The sequence below is a fragment of the Devosia epidermidihirudinis genome, assembly GCF_000971295.1.
GTDB lineage: Bacteria > Pseudomonadota > Alphaproteobacteria > Rhizobiales > Devosiaceae > Devosia > Devosia epidermidihirudinis.
On sequence record NZ_LANJ01000011.1, the window covers coordinates 590,482 to 606,784 of the forward strand.

The window sequence follows — 16,303 nt, forward strand, 5'->3', positions numbered from 1 at the left end:
CCCACACCTGCCGATCCCCGCCCTACCCTAGTTCAGGATGCCGATCGACAGGTTGAGCAACGACGCAAAGCCCACCCAAACAAGATAGGGTACAAACAGCCAGGCCGCGATGGGGTCGAGTTTGCGGGCCAGAACGATAAACGTCACGATCAGGGCCAAAATGACGGCGATCACGGCGAAGGCCGGCCAGATCAGGTGCGCGATGAACCATATGGGCGACCACATGAAGTTCAGCGCCATCTGGGCGTACCAGACCTTCATGGCCGTAGCGGACGGTGAGATCATGTAGATGCGCCAGCCGGCCACGGCGATCATCACATAAAGCGTGAACCAGACCGGTCCAAAGATCCAGTTGGGTGGATTGAATGGCGGCTTGTTGAGGCCTTCATACCAGGCGCCGGGGGTGGACTGGGTGCCGATCAGCCCGCCGACACCAATGACGACAACCAGAAAGATTGCGAGCGTGATCCACGGTCGAGGTGTGCGGTAATCCGCGAGAGATGCATAGGTCATCGATGGACAGCCAGATTGAGTGCGTATTGATCTGACAACGCATCAGGTGACCAATCGGTTCACTTCACTGCGTAATCGTACAGTCAGCCTTGCGGAAGGTGATGCTCTCCCCCGCCGCATACGCAATTTTGACGCTGGATTCGTCAGGCGCCCAGGTTGGGATGACCGAGGCAAACAGCGGCGTGTTCCCGGGCAGATCGAGCGGGCAACCCGTGCGCAACGGCGTGCCATCTTCGGCAGCGGTCTCAAAGATCGCCACCCGGCTGCAACCGCCATCCGGACAAAGCTCGCCCAATTCCAGCGCGGCATGGCCCGATGGCGCAACGAGCCTGAGCTTGGTGTCTGGACCCGGGAAGGCGAACCAGATCGCCGCCATCGCCGCGCCGACAATCACGACTGCGCCGAGCCCGAAGGCCCAGGGCGAGATCGAGGATGGTTCGTTGTCGAGGCTCATGCCGAGCGGCGCAGTGCGTTGATATAGAAACCGTCCGTGCCGGTGAGGCGCGGGGTCAGCGCAATGCCACCTTGCTCCGTCTCGGTGTCAGCCGGGAACGCGGTGCCGAAGGCCGACTGCCACAGCTCTGCCGGGTTCACCGAGGCGAAATCCGGATTGGCCTTGATGAAGGCGACGACCTGATCGTCGTTCTCTTCGGGCAGGATGGAACAGGTGATGTAGACCAGCGTGCCGCCCGGCTTGAGATAGCGCGCGGCATCCGCGAGGATCGCAGCCTGCTCGCCGACACGCTGCGCCAGCAATTCGGGCGTCAACTTCCACTTGGTATCGGGGCGACGACGCCACGTGCCGGTGCCGGTGCATGGGGCATCGATGACGACACGATCCATCTTGCCAACGAGATCTTCCAGCGCATCGGGCTGCGGGGCGCGGACCTGCACATTGCGCGCGCCGTTACGCTTGAGGCGATCATAGATCGGCGCAAGGCGGTTGCGATCGCTGTCATAGGCGAAGATCTGGCCCTTGTTGCCCATCACAGCCGCCAGCGCGAGCGTCTTGCCCCCGGCCCCTGCGCAGAGGTCGAGCACCTGCTCGCCCGGCTTGGCGTTGGCGAGGCCGGCCACCAGCTGGCTGCCCTGATCCTGCACTTCAAACCAACCCTTGAGATAGCCCTCGTCCGTCGTGACATTGGGCGTGCGCGCATCGCGCGGACCGGCGGGCATGGTGACGCCATTAGGCGAAAACTTTGTCTCGGCCGGATTGAACCGCGCCAGCGACTTCATCACCCGCTCGCGGCTCGACTTCAGCGTGTTGACGCGCAGGTCGAGCGATGGCCGACCCGACATGTCCTGCCCTTCGGCAATCCAGTTGTCGCCGAACGCGCGTTCCAGCGATGGTGTCAGCCATTCGGGGAAATCGGCAAGGATGTGGCCGGGCGTGCCATCAGGCAGCTGACCAACTGCGCGCTCCAGCTCTTCTTCAGTCAGTGGCGCGGGCGCGTGATTGTCGGTGGCAAAGCTTTCACTCAGCGCTGCCGGGTCTTCATTCCAGTCGCGTACCGCAACGGCCAACACCAGCGCGCGTGGCGTGTCGCTGCCCATCAGCGCAGCATGCGACGAGCGACGACGCAGCGCGTCATAAACCAGATTGCCGATGGCGGCGCGGTCGCCTGCCCCGGCAAAGCGATTGTTCAGGCCCCAGGCCTTCAGCGCCTCGGACACCGGGCGCTTGCGGGTTTCCACATCGGTCAGAACTTCAATAGCGGCGGAGAGGCGACCGGGAAGACGCATGGGACACAATACTCAGGATAGGAGGATACGCAGGAGGACCAATAGCCAGAGGACACCCAGCACCGCAAGTCCGGCGGTGAATACGGCAAAACGACTATCGAGGCGATTGGTGGTGACATGGATCGCCGTATGGCCAAAGCGCAGCGCCACGAACAGCCAGGCTAGGATCACCTCAACCCAGTTCGTGCCACCGCTCCACAGCGCCAGCAGCGCCACCACATAGAACAACACGGGCAGCTGGAACTGATTGTCGAAATTGTTCGACAGCAGCCGCGCCTTGAGTGGGTACGCAGTGCGGTCCACCGCAATGTCCTCGGCCGCAATCTCACCCGACATCACCCGCGGCACCCGCTCCCGGCCCAGCCACAACAGCAGAACGATGCTCAGCATCACTTGTGCGGCAACGGCAAGGATCAGCAGTTTGGTGACGAGCGGATACATGAAAGCTCCAGAACAGAATCAACCTGTGGGGCTAAGTCTTTGACGTGGAATCAGTTCCAGCGATGGTTCAGTAGACCTCATCCTGAGCCTGTCGAAGGACGAGGCCGTGGCACTGGACGTTCCACTCGCTCGACCTCGTGGTTCGACAAGCTCACCATGAGGTCTGTGGGGGACGGCTTAATCCCCCCACCCACCGCTCGTCACCCTCGGGCTTGACCCGAGGGTTCTTCACTTGTGGCTGGTCCCGAAGGTGACGATCTGTGCGCGCACACCGGCTCTGGAACCCAGCCTGTCAGTCGACACCCTCCCCCTTGCGGGGAGGGATCAAGGTGGGGGTGGCAGCACGCACCGGTCTCGTGGAGAGATACCCCCACCCTGCTCGATCACGGACTTAGCACGCTAAGTCCTGTCTCGCTTCCCTCCCCACAAGGGGGAGGGTTGACGACTGCGTGTTCGGTTGTCCGAACGCCCCTACCTACCGACCGCTGCGATAGTTCGGAGCTTCGCGCGTAATCGTCACGTCGTGCACATGGCTTTCGCTGAGTGCCGCGCCGGAGATCTTCACGAACACGGAGTTGTCGCGGAACTCCTGCAGGTTGTGCGCGCCGGTATAACCCATGGAGGCACGCAGCCCGCCCGCGAGCTGATGCAACACAGCGCCAGCAGCACCCTTGTAGGGCACCTGGCCTTCGATGCCTTCAGGCACCAGCTTCATCTGATCGCGCACGTCCTGCTGGAAGTAGCGGTCAGCCGAGCCCGAGCCCATGGCACCGACCGAGCCCATGCCACGGTAGGATTTGTAGGAGCGGCCCTGGTAGAGATAGACCTCGCCGGGGCTTTCGTCGGTGCCGGCCAGAAGCGAACCGACCATGACGCAAGAAGCGCCACCGGCCAGTGCCTTAGCCATGTCGCCGGAGAATTTGATTCCGCCGTCAGCGATCACTGGCGTGCCGGTCTTTGCGCCTTCTTCGGCACAGGCCATGACAGCTGCGAGCTGAGGAACGCCAACACCGGCGACGATGCGCGTGGTGCAGATCGAGCCTGGGCCGATGCCGACCTTGACCGAGTCAGCGCCAGCGCCAACCAGTGCCTTGACGGCTTCGGCGGTTGCGACGTTACCGGCGACGATGCGGGTGGAATTGCTCTCGCGCTTGACGCGCTCAACGGCTTCGGCAACGCGCACGGAGTGGCCGTGGGCCGTGTCGATAACCAGCAGGTCAACGCCAGCGTCGATCAGCTGTAGCGAACGCTCAAAGCCAGCGTCACCAACGGTGGAAGCAGCAGCAACGCGGAGGCGACCCTGCGCATCCTTGACGGCGTTCGGGTTCAGCTGAGCCTTTTCGATGTCCTTGACGGTGATCAGGCCGGTGCAGCGGCCGTCAGCGTCGATCACCAGCAGCTTTTCAATGCGGTGTTTGTGTAGCAGCACCTTGGCTTCGTCCTTGGAAACGCCGTCACGCACAGTGACGAGGTTTTCATGGGTCATCAGCTCGGCAATGCGCTGGCCCGGATTGGAGGCGAAGCGCACGTCACGGTTGGTGAGAATGCCCACCAGCTTGCCGATGGCGCGACCACCCTTGCCGCCGTTTTCAACGACGGGAATGCCCGAGATCCGGTTGAGCTGCATCAGGGCAAGCGCGTCGGCCAGCGTGGCGTCGGGGCCGATGGTGATGGGGTTGATGACCATGCCGCTTTCAAACGACTTGACCATGCGGACCTGCTCGGCCTGCTGCTCGGCAGTGAGGTTCTTGTGGATCACACCAAGGCCACCAGCCTGGGCCATGGCAATCGCCATGGCGCTTTCGGTGACGGTGTCCATCGCCGAGGAAATAATCGGCAGGTTCAGCGCGATGTCCTTGGTGACATAGGTCGCGATATCGGTTTCGCCCGGCAGAACGTCGGAGCTGGCAGGCTGCAGCAGCACGTCGTCAAAGGTGAGCGCTGCGTCGCCAGTGATAGTGGTAATAATCTTCGCCAAGGCCAGACCCTTCCTGCCTTCTGTGTGACACAGAGATGATTGGAGTTTGAACCGGACGAGCATTGCGCCGGGTTCAGGTTGGCGAGGGTCAATAGCACTGCCAAAACCGCTTGCATAGGGGCACAGCCGCTGCGCAAACGCATAACAAGGATGTCGAGAGGGAATAGGCGAGCGAGCCGTCGCGCAAGATGACGCCGACAAACGCTTCGTGCGGCACAAATTCCGACTAAATGTGAAGGGCGTTTCGGCTTTTCAGCCGCCGCCATGCGGTCCATAGTCGAGACCGTTCGGCACACTGCCGCATTCGATTCCCGGTCTCATGTTTGCAATCCGTGTAACGCCCCTCATCCTGGCGGTCGCCCTGTTCATGGAACAGATGGATTCGACTGTCATCGCCACCTCGCTGCCGGCGATTGCCGCCGACATCGGGACGGAACCGATTGCGCTCAAACTGGCGCTGACGGCCTACTTCGTGGCGCTGGCTATTTTCATCCCCATCAGCGGCTGGATGGCGGATCGCTACGGCGCCAAGAACATCTTCCGGCTCGCAATCCTTGTCTTCATGCTGGGCTCGCTGGCCTGTTCGTTCTCTTATTCGCTTGAGACCTTCGTGATCTCGCGGTTCTTCCAGGGCATCGGCTCATCGATGATGACCCCGGTCGGTCGCCTTCTGCTGGTGAGATCGACGCCCCGCAATGAGCTGGTCAATGCCATGGCCTGGCTGACCATGCCGGCACTATTGGGCCCGGTCACTGGGCCGCTGATCGGCGGGTTCCTCACCACCTATCTCAGCTGGCACTGGATTTTCTGGATCAACATCCCGATCGGCATTGCCGGCATCATCCTCGCCGGCATTTTCCTCAAGGTGCCAAAGGAGCGAAATCCGCGCCCGATCGATTTTGTCGGGTTCGTCCTGGCGGCAATAGCCTTTTCAGGGCTGGTCTTCGGGTTATCGGTGATGAGCCTGCCTGCCCTGCCCATCATCTATGGCTATCTGACACTGGCCGTCGGCGTGACTTCGGGCGCCCTTTATCTGCTGCATGCCAAGCGGACCAAGTATCCCCTGCTCGACCCTGCCCTGCTGCGGCACCGCTTGTTCAGAACCTCGATCACGGCGGCCTCGCTGTTCCGCATCGGCGTTGGTGCAGTGCCGTTCCTCCTGCCCCTGATGCTGCAGCTCGGGTTTGGCCTCAGCCCGTTCCAGTCCGGCGCGATCACCTTCATCTCGGCGGTTGGCGCGCTTGCCAGCAAGGCCATCGCCCAGAGCGTTTACAGACGGTTTGGCTTTCCTCAGGCGCTTGGCTGGGCCTCACTGCTGGGTGGCCTGCTGATCGCTGCGCAGGGTTTCTTTACCCCCGACACCTGGGTTCCGCTGATGATGTCGGTGCTGCTCGTTGGCGGCGTTTTGCGCTCGGTCTTCTTCACCGGCAGCAACGCACTGGGCTATGCAGATATCACCGACGAAGAGGCCAGCCAGGCCACGGCCATCGTCGCGGTGGCGCAGCAGTTGAGTGTGGCCTTGGGTGTCGCCGTGGCTGGTGGCTTGCTCGAGATCAGCACGCGGTTGCACGGGGGCGCTCTGCAACTGGGCGATTTTCAAACTGCATTCATCGTCGTCGGCCTGCTCAGTGCAGCGGCCGGGGTCATCTATTTCAGGCTGCCAGCCGACGCTGGCAGCCTTGTTTCGGGCCATCGGGTCCCGTCCCTAGCCAAGGAGTGACCGGGGACCAACCCCGGCGATTTTGCCGTGTCACGTAGTACACCCCTGATTCTCGCCACCGCGCTGTTCATGGAAAACATGGATTCCACGGTGATCGCCACTTCGCTCGCGGCCATTGCGGCCGATATCGGCACCGATCCTATTTCCCTCAAGCTGGCGCTGACCGCCTATCTGGTGGCGCTCGCAATTTTCATCCCGATTTCGAGCTGGATGGCCGACCGCTTTGGTGCGCGCAATGTGTTCCGCGTTGCGATGGTGGTGTTTATGCTGGGCTCCATCGCCTGCGCCTTTTCGGACTCGCTGGCAGCCTTCGTCGTCGCGCGGTTCGTGCAGGGCATGGGCGGCGCGATGATGGGTCCTGTGGCGCGCTTGGTGCTGGTGCGGGCCACCCCGCGCCACAAGCTCGTCGACGCGATGGCATGGCTGACCATTCCGGCGCTGATCGGGCCCATCGTTGGCCCGCCATTCGGCGGCTTCCTCACCACGTTCTTCTCGTGGCACTGGATTTTCATCATCAACGTGCCGATCGGGCTGCTGGGCATATTTCTCGTTGGGCTCGTGCTGCCCAATGAGGTGCGCAATGCGCCGCGCCGCATTGATCGCAAGGGCTTCTTCCTCGCGGGCGCGGCCTTTGCCCTCTTCGCCTTTGGCACATCGGTGGTCAGCCTGCCTGCCCTGCCGCCCATTTATGGCGCCATCACCGCTGCGGCTGGCATTGCGCTGGGCATGCTCTATGTCCGCCATGCGCTCAGCACCGACTATCCGCTGCTCGACCTGCGCCTATTGCGCTTCCCGATCTTTCGCACGTCGGTCGTCGCCGGGACGTTCTTCCGCCTCGGACAAGGCGCCACGCCGTTCCTGTTCCCGCTGATGCTGCAGCTAGGCTTTGGCATGTCGCCGTTTGAATCCGGCATGGTGACGTTCGCGGGGGCCATCGGCGCGCTGGTCGCCAAGTTCATGGCGAACTGGATGTTCGCCCGCTTCGGTTTCAAATATCCGCTGGTGCTGGCCACGGCAATTTCGTCCCTCGGCATTTTCGCCATGGGCACCTATGTGCCGGAAACGCCCATCCCGCTCATTCTCGCCGTGCTGGTCTTCGTGGGCTATTGGCAATCGGTGTTCTGGACTGGCTCAAACGCCTTTGTCTTCGCCGATATCGAGGACAAGGATGCGGGTCAGGCCAATGTCATCAGCCAGGTCTGGGGCCAGCTGATGTTTGCCATGGGCGTGGCCGTTGGCGGCGGTGCGCTCGAATTGACGCACAAGCTGCGGGGCGGTGGCGAGCTGATCCTCAGCGACTTCCACACGGCCTTCTATGTTGTTGGGGCCGTATGTCTTGTGTCGACGGTGCTATTCTGGCGCCTGCCGAACAATGCCGGGCACCAGCTCACCAAAGGCGTGCATTAGGCGTCGGTGCGCCGTGCATATTCCTTGTTGAGACGCGCGATGGCGGCCTGCAACAGGGCGGCTTTCTGGCGGTTGCCCGCGTCAGCCTGATCGAACTTGGCGGCCGAGGTGCCCTTGCCGCGCACATTGCGGCGCTGCTTGTCAGCAATGGTGCGGGCACGGTCGCGCCGTTCACGAAGACGGCGCGCAAGCGTACGCAGGCCTTCGGAATCCATACCGGAAAGTGCGGGGTGACGCGCGGCCTCTACGAGCTCGCGTTCATCCTTGTCGAGTACGCGGTCTTCGGTCTTGCGATTGATGGCCATGTTTTCTCCTTTCGGTTCACGTGACCAACGCTATAGCGCTGGGGAGCGTTCCGAAAGGATGACCTCTGGTCGCAGGCTTAGCGGTCGTATTCGCCTTCGCCCGGCTCGGTATCGTTGGTGCCCTTGAAGCCCTTGGCGATCAGATAGGCTTCCGCCGAATCCGCACGGCTGGATGGTGGCTTGGCGTGGAAGGTCGTCTTGAAGTGGCGCTTGAGCATGTGCAGCAGCTCATGTTCGGTGCCACCCTGGAACACCTTGGCGACAAACACGCCGCCAGGCGTCAGCACGTCGAGCGCAAACGCCGCTGCGATCTCGATCAGCTGCACGATGCGCAAGTGGTCCGTCGGGCGATGGCCAGTGGTTGGCCAGGCCATGTCCGACATCACGATATCGGCCTTCTTGCCACCCATGGCAGCAATCAGCTGCGCTGGCGCGTCATCGTCGGTGAAATCCTTGCGCAGCAGGATCACGCCGGGAATGGGGTCCATCTCCAGATAATCGATGCCCACGATCAATGGATTTGCGTCGGTTGAACCGGTCGCTGCGGCAGCAACCTGAGACCAGCCACCAGGGGCCGCGCCCAGATCGACAACGCGCATGCCCTTGCGGAAGAGATGGTGCTTTTCGTCCATCTCCTTGATCTTGAAGGCTGCACGCGAGCGATAGCCCGCCGCACGCGCTTTGGCGACATAGGGGTCATTGAGCTGGCGCTCGAGCCATTTGGTCGAGCTGACCTTGCGACCCTTGGCGGATTTCACCCGGATCTTGAGGTCTTTTTCGGACTTGCGGCCACCTGTGCCTAGAGCCTTATCAACCATTTGCAGTCCTCCGCGAGGGATAGCGCGATGCGCGATTGCGGACGCGGTCGGCATCCATCAGCGAGATTAGTATACCTTCGCGCAAGCCCCGATCGGCCACGCGCACACGTTCGGCAGGCCACTCGCGGCGAATCGCCTCGAAAATGGCACAGCCAGGTAGAACCAGATCGGCGCGGTCGCGGCCGATACAGGGGTGGGCAACGCGCCGGGCAAATGGCATGGCGAGCAGCACCTTCATGGTCTCATCGACCTCGGCGCGCTTCATCCACAATCCATCGACCTTCTGGCGCTCATAGCGCTCAAGCCCCAGATGCAGCCCCGCCAGCGTCGTCACCGTGCCGGATGTGCCGATCAGATGCACGGGATGATTGGCAATCATCTGGCGCAGCTTCTCGCGGCCACGGAACTGGCGCAGGTGCTCGGAGACATGAGACACCATGGCCTCGAACACTTCGGGCGTCACGTCAATGCCGCCAAACTTCTCGGCGATCGACACCACGCCCACGGGCAGCGACTGCCACGAGCGGATCGACGCCGACATACGGCCCTGCGACTTGGGGCGCCCGCCCCGGAAATCGAGCCAGGCCAGTTCCGAGGAACCACCACCGATGTCGAACATCAGCGCGCCCTGCGCCGTGTTCTCGATCAGGTCGGCGCAACCGGTCACGGCCAGTTCGGCCTCGGTGCGGCGATCCACGATCTCAAGATCGATACCAAGCTCTTGCTTGACGCGGTCGAGAAATGCCGGCCCATTTTCGGCAATGCGGCAGGCCTCGGTTGCAATCAGGCGCATCCGTGCGGGTTGATGCTCGCGCAGCTTGTTGCGGCACATGCGCAGCGCATCCATGGTGCGTTCCATGGCGGCGTCAGACAGGCGTCCGGTGACCGAAACGCCCTCGCCCAGACGGACAATGCGGGTAAAGCCATCCATGACGCGGAAACCGTGTTCATGAGGGCGAGCAATCAACAGGCGGCAGTTATTGGTTCCGAGGTCCAGCGCAGCATAAAGGGGGCCGCGATGCTTCCGGGGGCTGGGTGGCGTCCGCTGATCCGCTCCGGGCGACGGCCCATGGCCGCTTGCCCGCCCCGACCGGCTTTCGCCTGCGGGGGCACGAATCGCCGCTTCGCCCGAAGACGAAAGTGCGGCGGCGGACCGATCGGAATCGGTCACTGAAGTCTCCTGACGTGCGCGGTCGCAGAATACCGGCCTAACCGGTCGCGCCCGACGCACTTTTATTGCGTGTCAAAAGCAACGGTAGAGCAAGGGGGCGGTTAGCGCAATGCAATCTGGCGCAGGAGGCCCATTCCGGCGCGTCGCCGCGCGCCGGAATGGTTCGGCGTCACGCCCCGAGGGAGGCGCGGTCGCGATAGATGTAGACCTTACCGTGACGCTGCAGGGCAGACGCTGGGCAATCGGTGCTGATCGGTGCATGGAAGGCCTGCTGAAGGGCTTCCGCCTTGTGCGCACCGGTAGCGGCGAGCACAATTTCACGAGCTTCAAGGATCGTGCCGATCCCCATGGTCACCGACATCGGCGGTGGCATTTCGCCAGGTGGGAAATCTACGGCATTCGCAGTGCGGGTCGACTCGGTCAGAGGCACTTCGCGGGTACGGCTGTCGAAGGGCGAGCCGGGTTCGTTGAACCCGATATGGCCGTTGCGACCAATGCCCAACAGCTGCAGGTCGATGCCACCAGCAGCGACGATGGCCTGCTCATAGGCAGCGCAAGCCGCCGCAATGTCCCCTGCGCTCACGTCTGGCAGGCGGGCGTTGCCCGGCGCGAAGTCCACATGCTCGAACAGATGGTGCTGCATGTAGGCTTCAAAGGAACCCGGATGACCGTGTGGCAGGCCGACATACTCGTCGAGATTGAAGGCCTTGGCCTCAGCCAGCGAGAACTCACCAGCCTTAAAGCGGGCGATGAGCTCGTTATAGACATCGCGGAAGGTATTGCCGGTGGCCAGACCCAGGGTCAGCGTCGGCTTCTGCCGAACTGCGCGAGAAACATGCTCGGCGACGGCAGCGGCGACGGCTGCGGCATCATCCAGAACGGTGACGATTGGTTCGGTCATTGCACTGTCTTGGCTCGAGAAAAGGAACGCGGCGATTAACTCGCCGCGCGTTGCTGTATGCTGCCCGTGCCGCCAGCTGCCTGAACCGAACGGGTGCCCACGTCGATAGCAGCCGCAAGGCAGGCATCGCCATCGGCGCCATCCAGCCAAGCATGCAGGAAACCAGCGTTGAAGGCATCGCCTGCGCCAGTTGTATCCACAACATCGACCTTGGGTGTCTTTGCACTGAACCGCTTGCCGTTCATGGCCAGCAATGCGCCGTCGCCGCCGCACTTCACCGCCACAACCGGGAAGTGTGTCGACAGGTGCACCAGGGCTTCCTCTGCATCGAGGCAACGCGTCAACGCACGAGCCTCTTCCAGATTAGGCAGGAACACGTCGACGCCTGACGCGCGTTCAAAGAACATCGGGTCGCGGATCAGCTCGGAATCCCAGCTGGGATCGAGCGACACGGTGTGACCGTGCTTCTTGGCTGCGCTGACGGCATGCGGGATTTCATGCAGCGTCGCGTATTCGGCGATGTGCAGGTGTTCGGCCTCAGACCACGACAAAGCCGCCTCAAAGGTGCTTGGCAGAGCTACGCCGGCGCGACGCGACAGGAACGCGCGCTCACTGTCATCGACCATGACGACGGTGATCTGCGGACCAGCATCGGGATGGCGATCCAGGAATTGCAGGTCGATGCCGAGAACATCGATTTGCTCTTCGAGTGCCCGCGACACCGAGTCCGTCCCGTAGCGCGCCAGAAGTGCGGTCGGGCGACCGATCGAGGCAGCATGTGCTGCCGTGATCAGAGCGCCGCCACCAGGTGTCATAGTGAAGTCTTGTGCGAATTGCTCACGCCCAAGCACCGGCATCGCGTCCAAACCATTGAACACCATGTCGCAATAGACGCGGCCGAGGCTCAACATTGCCCGGCCGCCAGATTTTGTTTCAGTCATGCCCGGCCCAGCGCCTTTTCGGTTGCTGCGTCAAACAGGTAGAGCGAGCCCACTTCTGCGGCGACCGACACTGTGCTGCCGATGGCGGGCACAACGCGACCTGGTGCGGTGGCGACAACGGTTTCGCCAGCGAGCTGCAGGTGAACCAGAGTTTCCGAACCGAGCGGCTCGACAGCAACAACGGTGCCGGTGGCCGACAGACCCTGCCCGGCATCGTCGGTGACGACGAGATCGTGCGGACGCACGCCGACGAGCACCTTGCCATTGGTGTTTGGCAGCGCGCCGCCAGCCCATTTGGCATCTGCAAGCGACAGCGTGCCGCCTTCGATGGTCGCGGGCACCAGGTTCATCGACGGGCTGCCGATGAAGCGTGCGGTGAACACGTCGAGTGGATGCTCATAGAGGTCGGTTGGCGTGCCGACCTGCAGGATATGGCCATCCTTCATCACGACGATCTTATCGGCCATGGTCATGGCTTCAACCTGATCGTGCGTCACATAGACAATGGTGGTGCCAAGGCGACGGTGCAGGCTCTTGATCTCCATGCGCATCTGCGCACGCAGCTGAGCGTCAAGGTTCGACAATGGCTCGTCGAACAGGAACGCCACGGGATCACGCACCATGGCGCGACCAATGGCAACGCGCTGACGCTGACCACCCGACAGGGCTGCCGGACGACGGTCGAGCAGCTTCTCGAGACCCAGGATTGCGCCGGTCTCGGCAATACGCTTCTGCTTTTCAGCCTTGGACAGCTTGGACGTATAGAGACCAAAGCCAATGTTCTGGCCCACAGTCATGTGCGGGTAGATAGCGTAGTTCTGGAACACCATGGCGATGTTGCGCTGCTTTGGCTCGCGCTGGTTCACCACTTCGTCGCCGATCTTCAGCACGCCGCCGGAGATGTCCTCGAGCCCGGCGATCATGCGCAGGGTGGTGGACTTACCGCAGCCCGAGGGGCCGACGAACACTACGAATTCGCCGTCCTCAATGGTGAGGTCGATGCCGTGCACGGCGCGGGACTTGCCGTATTCCTTGACCAGCCCTTGCAGTTCGATCTTTGCCATCAGGCGGTTTCCTTCAATTCTTCAAAACGCTGTTTGAGAGTGTGGGCAGCGTCGGTTGCGCGCTGCACGAGGGCTGAGTGACGAGCCGAGAAGTCTGCGGCCTTGTCGCGGTATCCGGCGATTGCCGCATCGAGCGGTGCCGGCGCAGGGCCGCCAAAGCGGGTGCGCACCGAAACGAAGTACTCAGGCGAAACCAGCTCTGCGAACAAAGTCTGGTCGATAGTGGTCTTGCGGCCGGTCGAGTGCTCGAATGCCGCGAGGAACGGTGCGTAGCCGTCGGTCTGCAAATCGCCGCCTGCGGCAACAACAGCCTTGGCAACCGATGCTGCGATCTCATGGCCTTCGCGGAAGGACAGGCCTTCGCGACGAACCAGGCTATCGGCCAGCTCGGTGATGGTGATGCAGGAGCGGCGGATATTGTTCGCCACCTTGGCTGGATCCACCTTGATCTGGGCAACCAGCGCCGCCAGCAGATCGAGCACGCGATAGGCGCTGTCGAAGGCCTGGTAACCCATGGCCTGCGTTTCGCCTTCGCTGTCGTTCATGTCGGTGAACGGGGTATTGTGCATCACGTCCAGCATCGCACGGGCCCGACCGAAGGTCTGACTGGCGAGGTGGCGCAGATGCTCGATCGGCACCGGATTGCGTTTCTGCGGCATGATCGAGGAGATCTGCACCAGAGCATTCGGCACATAGATCTGGCCGACTTCAAAGCTAGTCCAGAACTGGAGATCCTGAATCGGACGACCAAGATGGAGGAACATCAGCTCCATCGCGCCATACGTCGACGTGATGTAGTCGACGCCAGCAATGCAGCTGTAGGAGTTCTGCAGCGGCGCTGCAAAACCCAGCAGCTCGGCAACGCGGGCACGATCAATGGCAAAGCCCGAGGTGGTGATCGCGGCCGCACCCATGGGGGAGAGGTCGACAATCCTGTAGGCCTCGAACAGACGCTCGATATCGCGCGCCAGCACTTCGGTCACAGCGGACAGATAGTGCCCGAGCGTCGATGGCTGAGCCGGCTGGCCGTGCGTATAGGCAACGATCAGCGTCGCCTTCTCGCGTTCGGCTGCATTGATCAGCGCCACATGCAGCGCCAGCGCCTTGTCGATCAGCACGTCCAGGCGGGCCTTGAGGCCCAGCTTGAACAGGGTGTGATCGATGTCGTTGCGCGACCGTGCCGTATGCAGGCGCCCGGCCAGATCGGGGCCGAGACGCTTCTTGAGCTCGCGCTCGATCAGGAAGAAGAAGTCCTCCACTTCGCCGGTATAAACCAGCGTCGTGGGATCGACTTCGGCATCGATGCTGTCGAGGGCACCGGCAATCTTGCCCGCCTGGTCGGCGTCAAGAATGCCAGTCTCGTTCAGCATCACCAGATGCGCGCGGTCGATCGCCCGGAAGGCTTCGACATGGTGGTTCTTGGCGCTGTCGAACAGCGGGCGAAGCACCGTTTCCTTGTAGACCGGGTCTGGGAAGACCGAGGTATCGGAGAGACGTGGATCGGTCATCGATTAGCCCTTCAGACCGGCAAGCATCACGCCACGGACGATGTAGCGCTGCAGCAGCAGGAAGACGACGAGCGTCGGGATGGTGCCGATGGCAGCACCGGTCATGATGAGTTCCCACTGGATCGAGGATTCAGCCGAGAAGCTCGAGATGCCGACGGGCAGCGTGTAGAGTTCCTTGGAGGTCGTGACGATCAGCGGCCAGAAGAACGCGGTCCAGTTGCCGAGGAACGTGAAAATGGCGAGCGCCGAGATGGCAGGCACCACCATGGGCATGGCGATCTTCCACCAGATGGTAAACTCGTTCAGCCCATCGACGCGTGCGGCTTCCAGGAAGTCGTTCGGAACGCCTTCAAAGAACTGCTTCATCAGGAACGTGCCGAAGGCTGTCATCATGCCGGGGAACATGATGCCCCAGTAGCTGTCGATCCAGCCGAGCTGGCTGCTCATCAGGTACCATGGGATCACCAGCATTTCGGTGGGGATCATCAGGGTCGACAGGATAGCCAGGAAGATGAAGTAGCGGCCGCGGAACTCGAACTTGGCCAGCGTGTAGCCAACAAGGCTGTCGAAGAACACGTTGGACAGAGTCACCGTCACGGCGATGAAGGTCGAATTGAAGAACCACTGCATGAAGCGCCCGTCACCGAGCACCTTGACGTAGTTGGCGAAGGTCGGCGACGCCGGGATCAGGCGAAGGTCATAGACCTGCCCTGCTGTCTTCAGCGACGTCGAGAACATGAACAGCAGCGGGGTGATCATGATCAGTCCGCCGATGACCAGCAGAGTCCAGATGATGATGCGCCCGGGGCGGATGTCGCGGCGGTTGGCCGCCAGTTCGGAAGAGGTCATGGCGGTCACTTCTTTTCCCTCAGAACATAAAGTTGCAGCAGGGAGACAACGAGCAGGATGGTGAACAGCACCACGGTCTGCGCGGCGGCGTAGCCCATCTGATATGACGAGAAGGCGGTCTGGTAGATCATCAGCACGATCGGCTTGGTCGCATTCAGCGGACCGCCCGGATCATTGCTGGTCATGTTGTAGACCTGATCGAAAATACGCAGGAAGCCGATGGAGCTGAACACAACCAGGAAGACGGTGGTGGGCTTCAGCAGCGGCACGGTGATCTTGCGCAGGATCGCCCAGTCACCCAGACCGTCAATCTTGGCGGCCTCATAGAAGGTGGATGGGATGGCACGGATACCGGCCATGAAGATGATGATCTGGAAGCCAAGGCCTGCCCAGATGGCTGGCACGAGGATGGATGGCAGAGCCTGAAGGGTCGAGCGCAGGAAAGGCTGCTGCTCCATACCGATCGTGCTCAGGAAGCCGTTGATCACGCCGATTGGCAGCGGCTGGTAGAACCAGCGCCACACCCAGCCCATGGCTGCTGCGGTCGTGAGGAATGGCAGAAAATAAAGGGCGCGGATGAAGCCGTGCATGAAGCGGACGCGATCGAGATAATAGGCGATCACGAACGAGATGATCAGGCTCACCGGCGTACCGACGAGTAGATAGAGGAATGTGTTCTGGAACACTTTCCAGAAAACCGGGTCCGCGAACATCTTCTGGTAGTTGGCGAAGCCGATGAAGTTGGCTGGGCGCAACAGATCCCAGTCTGTCAGCGACAGCCAGAATGCCGTGAATGTCGGATAAAAGCGGATTGCCGCGTAAAACAAGATGGGCAGAGCCAGGAAAGTCCAGGCCCAAATTACCCTCTTGGTACTCATGTTCAAGCGGTCCCAGAAGCGGGTCGAGCCTGCTCCTTGCTTTGCGGTCGCCGACGCCATGTTCGC

At 61.9% G+C, this 16,303-nt stretch carries 16 protein-coding genes; 2 read left to right on the forward strand and 14 right to left on the reverse strand.

Going from position 1 to position 16,303, the window contains the following annotated elements:
• Nucleotides 1-27: 27 nt before the first annotated feature.
• The 5 genes from WH87_RS06080 to guaB all read right to left on the reverse strand — a co-directional run bounded on the left by WH87_RS06080 (nt 28) and on the right by guaB (nt 4,675).
• Entirely contained in the window at nt 28-513 is a 486-nt protein-coding gene (locus WH87_RS06080) for a TspO/MBR family protein (protein WP_082092517.1), read from the reverse strand.
• A 64-nt stretch (nt 514-577) separates the two neighbouring features.
• Nucleotides 578-967: a hypothetical protein gene (locus tag WH87_RS06085; RefSeq protein ID WP_046138062.1), complete on the reverse strand. Its 390-nt coding sequence runs from the start codon at nt 965-967 to the stop codon at nt 578-580.
• The gene (locus WH87_RS06090; protein ID WP_046138061.1) at nt 964-2,256 is read right to left on the reverse strand and encodes an RsmB/NOP family class I SAM-dependent RNA methyltransferase; all 1,293 of its coding nucleotides are present in this window, start codon (nt 2,254-2,256) and stop codon (nt 964-966) included. The genes WH87_RS06085 and WH87_RS06090 overlap by 4 nt, the downstream gene beginning before the upstream one ends.
• Before the next feature lie 12 nt (nt 2,257-2,268).
• Nucleotides 2,269-2,697, reverse strand: coding sequence for an MAPEG family protein (locus WH87_RS06095; protein WP_046138060.1), 429 nt, complete (start codon nt 2,695-2,697; stop codon nt 2,269-2,271).
• 475 nt (nt 2,698-3,172) lie between these two features.
• Nucleotides 3,173-4,675 (reverse strand): IMP dehydrogenase, encoded by a 1,503-nt coding sequence (gene guaB, locus WH87_RS06100; protein ID WP_046138059.1) that lies wholly within the window; start codon nt 4,673-4,675, stop codon nt 3,173-3,175.
• Between the two features lie 319 nt (nt 4,676-4,994).
• On the opposite strand from guaB, the gene WH87_RS06105 reads away from it, so the two are divergent.
• Both WH87_RS06105 and WH87_RS06110 read left to right on the forward strand, forming a co-directional pair.
• A complete protein-coding gene (locus WH87_RS06105) occupies nt 4,995-6,395 on the forward strand; it encodes an MFS transporter (RefSeq protein WP_046138058.1) in 1,401 nt (466 codons plus the stop codon).
• A gap of 27 nt (nt 6,396-6,422) precedes the next feature.
• Nucleotides 6,423-7,802, forward strand: a complete 1,380-nt coding sequence (locus WH87_RS06110; RefSeq protein ID WP_245622308.1) for an MDR family MFS transporter — start codon at nt 6,423-6,425, stop codon at nt 7,800-7,802.
• Here WH87_RS06110 and WH87_RS06115 read toward each other — a convergent pair.
• The 9 genes from WH87_RS06115 to WH87_RS06155 form a co-directional block, all read right to left on the reverse strand.
• Nucleotides 7,799-8,107, reverse strand: coding sequence for a hypothetical protein (locus WH87_RS06115; RefSeq protein ID WP_052726270.1), 309 nt, complete (start codon nt 8,105-8,107; stop codon nt 7,799-7,801). The two genes, WH87_RS06110 and WH87_RS06115, sit on opposite strands and share 4 nt — an antisense overlap.
• A 77-nt stretch (nt 8,108-8,184) precedes the next feature.
• Nucleotides 8,185-8,925, reverse strand: a complete 741-nt coding sequence (locus WH87_RS06120; protein WP_046138056.1) for an RlmE family RNA methyltransferase — start codon at nt 8,923-8,925, stop codon at nt 8,185-8,187.
• Nucleotides 8,918-10,096, reverse strand: coding sequence for a Ppx/GppA phosphatase family protein (locus WH87_RS06125; RefSeq protein WP_082092518.1), 1,179 nt, complete (start codon nt 10,094-10,096; stop codon nt 8,918-8,920). The genes WH87_RS06120 and WH87_RS06125 overlap by 8 nt, the downstream gene beginning before the upstream one ends.
• 169 nt (nt 10,097-10,265) lie before the next feature.
• Nucleotides 10,266-10,997: a glucosamine-6-phosphate deaminase gene (locus WH87_RS06130; protein WP_046138054.1), complete on the reverse strand. Its 732-nt coding sequence runs from the start codon at nt 10,995-10,997 to the stop codon at nt 10,266-10,268.
• Nucleotides 10,998-11,032: 35 nt separating this feature from the next.
• The gene (locus WH87_RS06135; protein WP_046138053.1) at nt 11,033-11,938 is read right to left on the reverse strand and encodes a carbohydrate kinase family protein; all 906 of its coding nucleotides are present in this window, start codon (nt 11,936-11,938) and stop codon (nt 11,033-11,035) included.
• The gene (locus tag WH87_RS06140) at nt 11,935-13,002 is read right to left on the reverse strand and encodes an ABC transporter ATP-binding protein (protein ID WP_046138052.1); all 1,068 of its coding nucleotides are present in this window, start codon (nt 13,000-13,002) and stop codon (nt 11,935-11,937) included. Before WH87_RS06140 ends, WH87_RS06135 begins: the two co-directional genes overlap by 4 nt.
• The gene (gene argH / locus WH87_RS06145; RefSeq protein WP_046138051.1) at nt 13,002-14,510 is read right to left on the reverse strand and encodes an argininosuccinate lyase; all 1,509 of its coding nucleotides are present in this window, start codon (nt 14,508-14,510) and stop codon (nt 13,002-13,004) included. Before argH ends, WH87_RS06140 begins: the two co-directional genes overlap by 1 nt.
• Before the next feature lie 3 nt (nt 14,511-14,513).
• On the reverse strand, nt 14,514-15,359 hold the full coding sequence (locus WH87_RS06150) for a carbohydrate ABC transporter permease (protein WP_046138580.1): 846 nt from the start codon (nt 15,357-15,359) through the stop codon (nt 14,514-14,516).
• A 5-nt stretch (nt 15,360-15,364) separates the two neighbouring features.
• On the reverse strand, nt 15,365-16,297 hold the full coding sequence (locus WH87_RS06155) for a carbohydrate ABC transporter permease (protein WP_046138050.1): 933 nt from the start codon (nt 16,295-16,297) through the stop codon (nt 15,365-15,367).
• Nucleotides 16,298-16,303: the final 6 nt, after the last annotated feature.

Coding starts and splice junctions, on each gene's coding strand:
- WH87_RS06080 (WP_082092517.1), bottom strand. CDS start 513: ATGACCTATGCATCTCTCGCGGATTACCGCACACCTCGACCGTGGATC.
- WH87_RS06130 (WP_046138054.1), bottom strand. CDS start 10,997: ATGACCGAACCAATCGTCACCGTTCTGGATGATGCCGCAGCCGTCGCC.
- WH87_RS06150 (WP_046138580.1), bottom strand. CDS start 15,359: ATGACCTCTTCCGAACTGGCGGCCAACCGCCGCGACATCCGCCCCGGG.
- WH87_RS06105 (WP_046138058.1), top strand. CDS start 4,995: ATGTTTGCAATCCGTGTAACGCCCCTCATCCTGGCGGTCGCCCTGTTC.
- WH87_RS06085 (WP_046138062.1), bottom strand. CDS start 967: ATGAGCCTCGACAACGAACCATCCTCGATCTCGCCCTGGGCCTTCGGG.
- argH (WP_046138051.1), bottom strand. CDS start 14,510: ATGACCGATCCACGTCTCTCCGATACCTCGGTCTTCCCAGACCCGGTC.
- WH87_RS06155 (WP_046138050.1), bottom strand. CDS start 16,297: ATGGCGTCGGCGACCGCAAAGCAAGGAGCAGGCTCGACCCGCTTCTGG.
- WH87_RS06095 (WP_046138060.1), bottom strand. CDS start 2,697: ATGTATCCGCTCGTCACCAAACTGCTGATCCTTGCCGTTGCCGCACAA.
- WH87_RS06140 (WP_046138052.1), bottom strand. CDS start 13,002: ATGGCAAAGATCGAACTGCAAGGGCTGGTCAAGGAATACGGCAAGTCC.
- WH87_RS06120 (WP_046138056.1), bottom strand. CDS start 8,925: ATGGTTGATAAGGCTCTAGGCACAGGTGGCCGCAAGTCCGAAAAAGAC.
- WH87_RS06135 (WP_046138053.1), bottom strand. CDS start 11,938: ATGACTGAAACAAAATCTGGCGGCCGGGCAATGTTGAGCCTCGGCCGC.
- WH87_RS06090 (WP_046138061.1), bottom strand. CDS start 2,256: ATGCGTCTTCCCGGTCGCCTCTCCGCCGCTATTGAAGTTCTGACCGAT.
- WH87_RS06115 (WP_052726270.1), bottom strand. CDS start 8,107: ATGGCCATCAATCGCAAGACCGAAGACCGCGTACTCGACAAGGATGAA.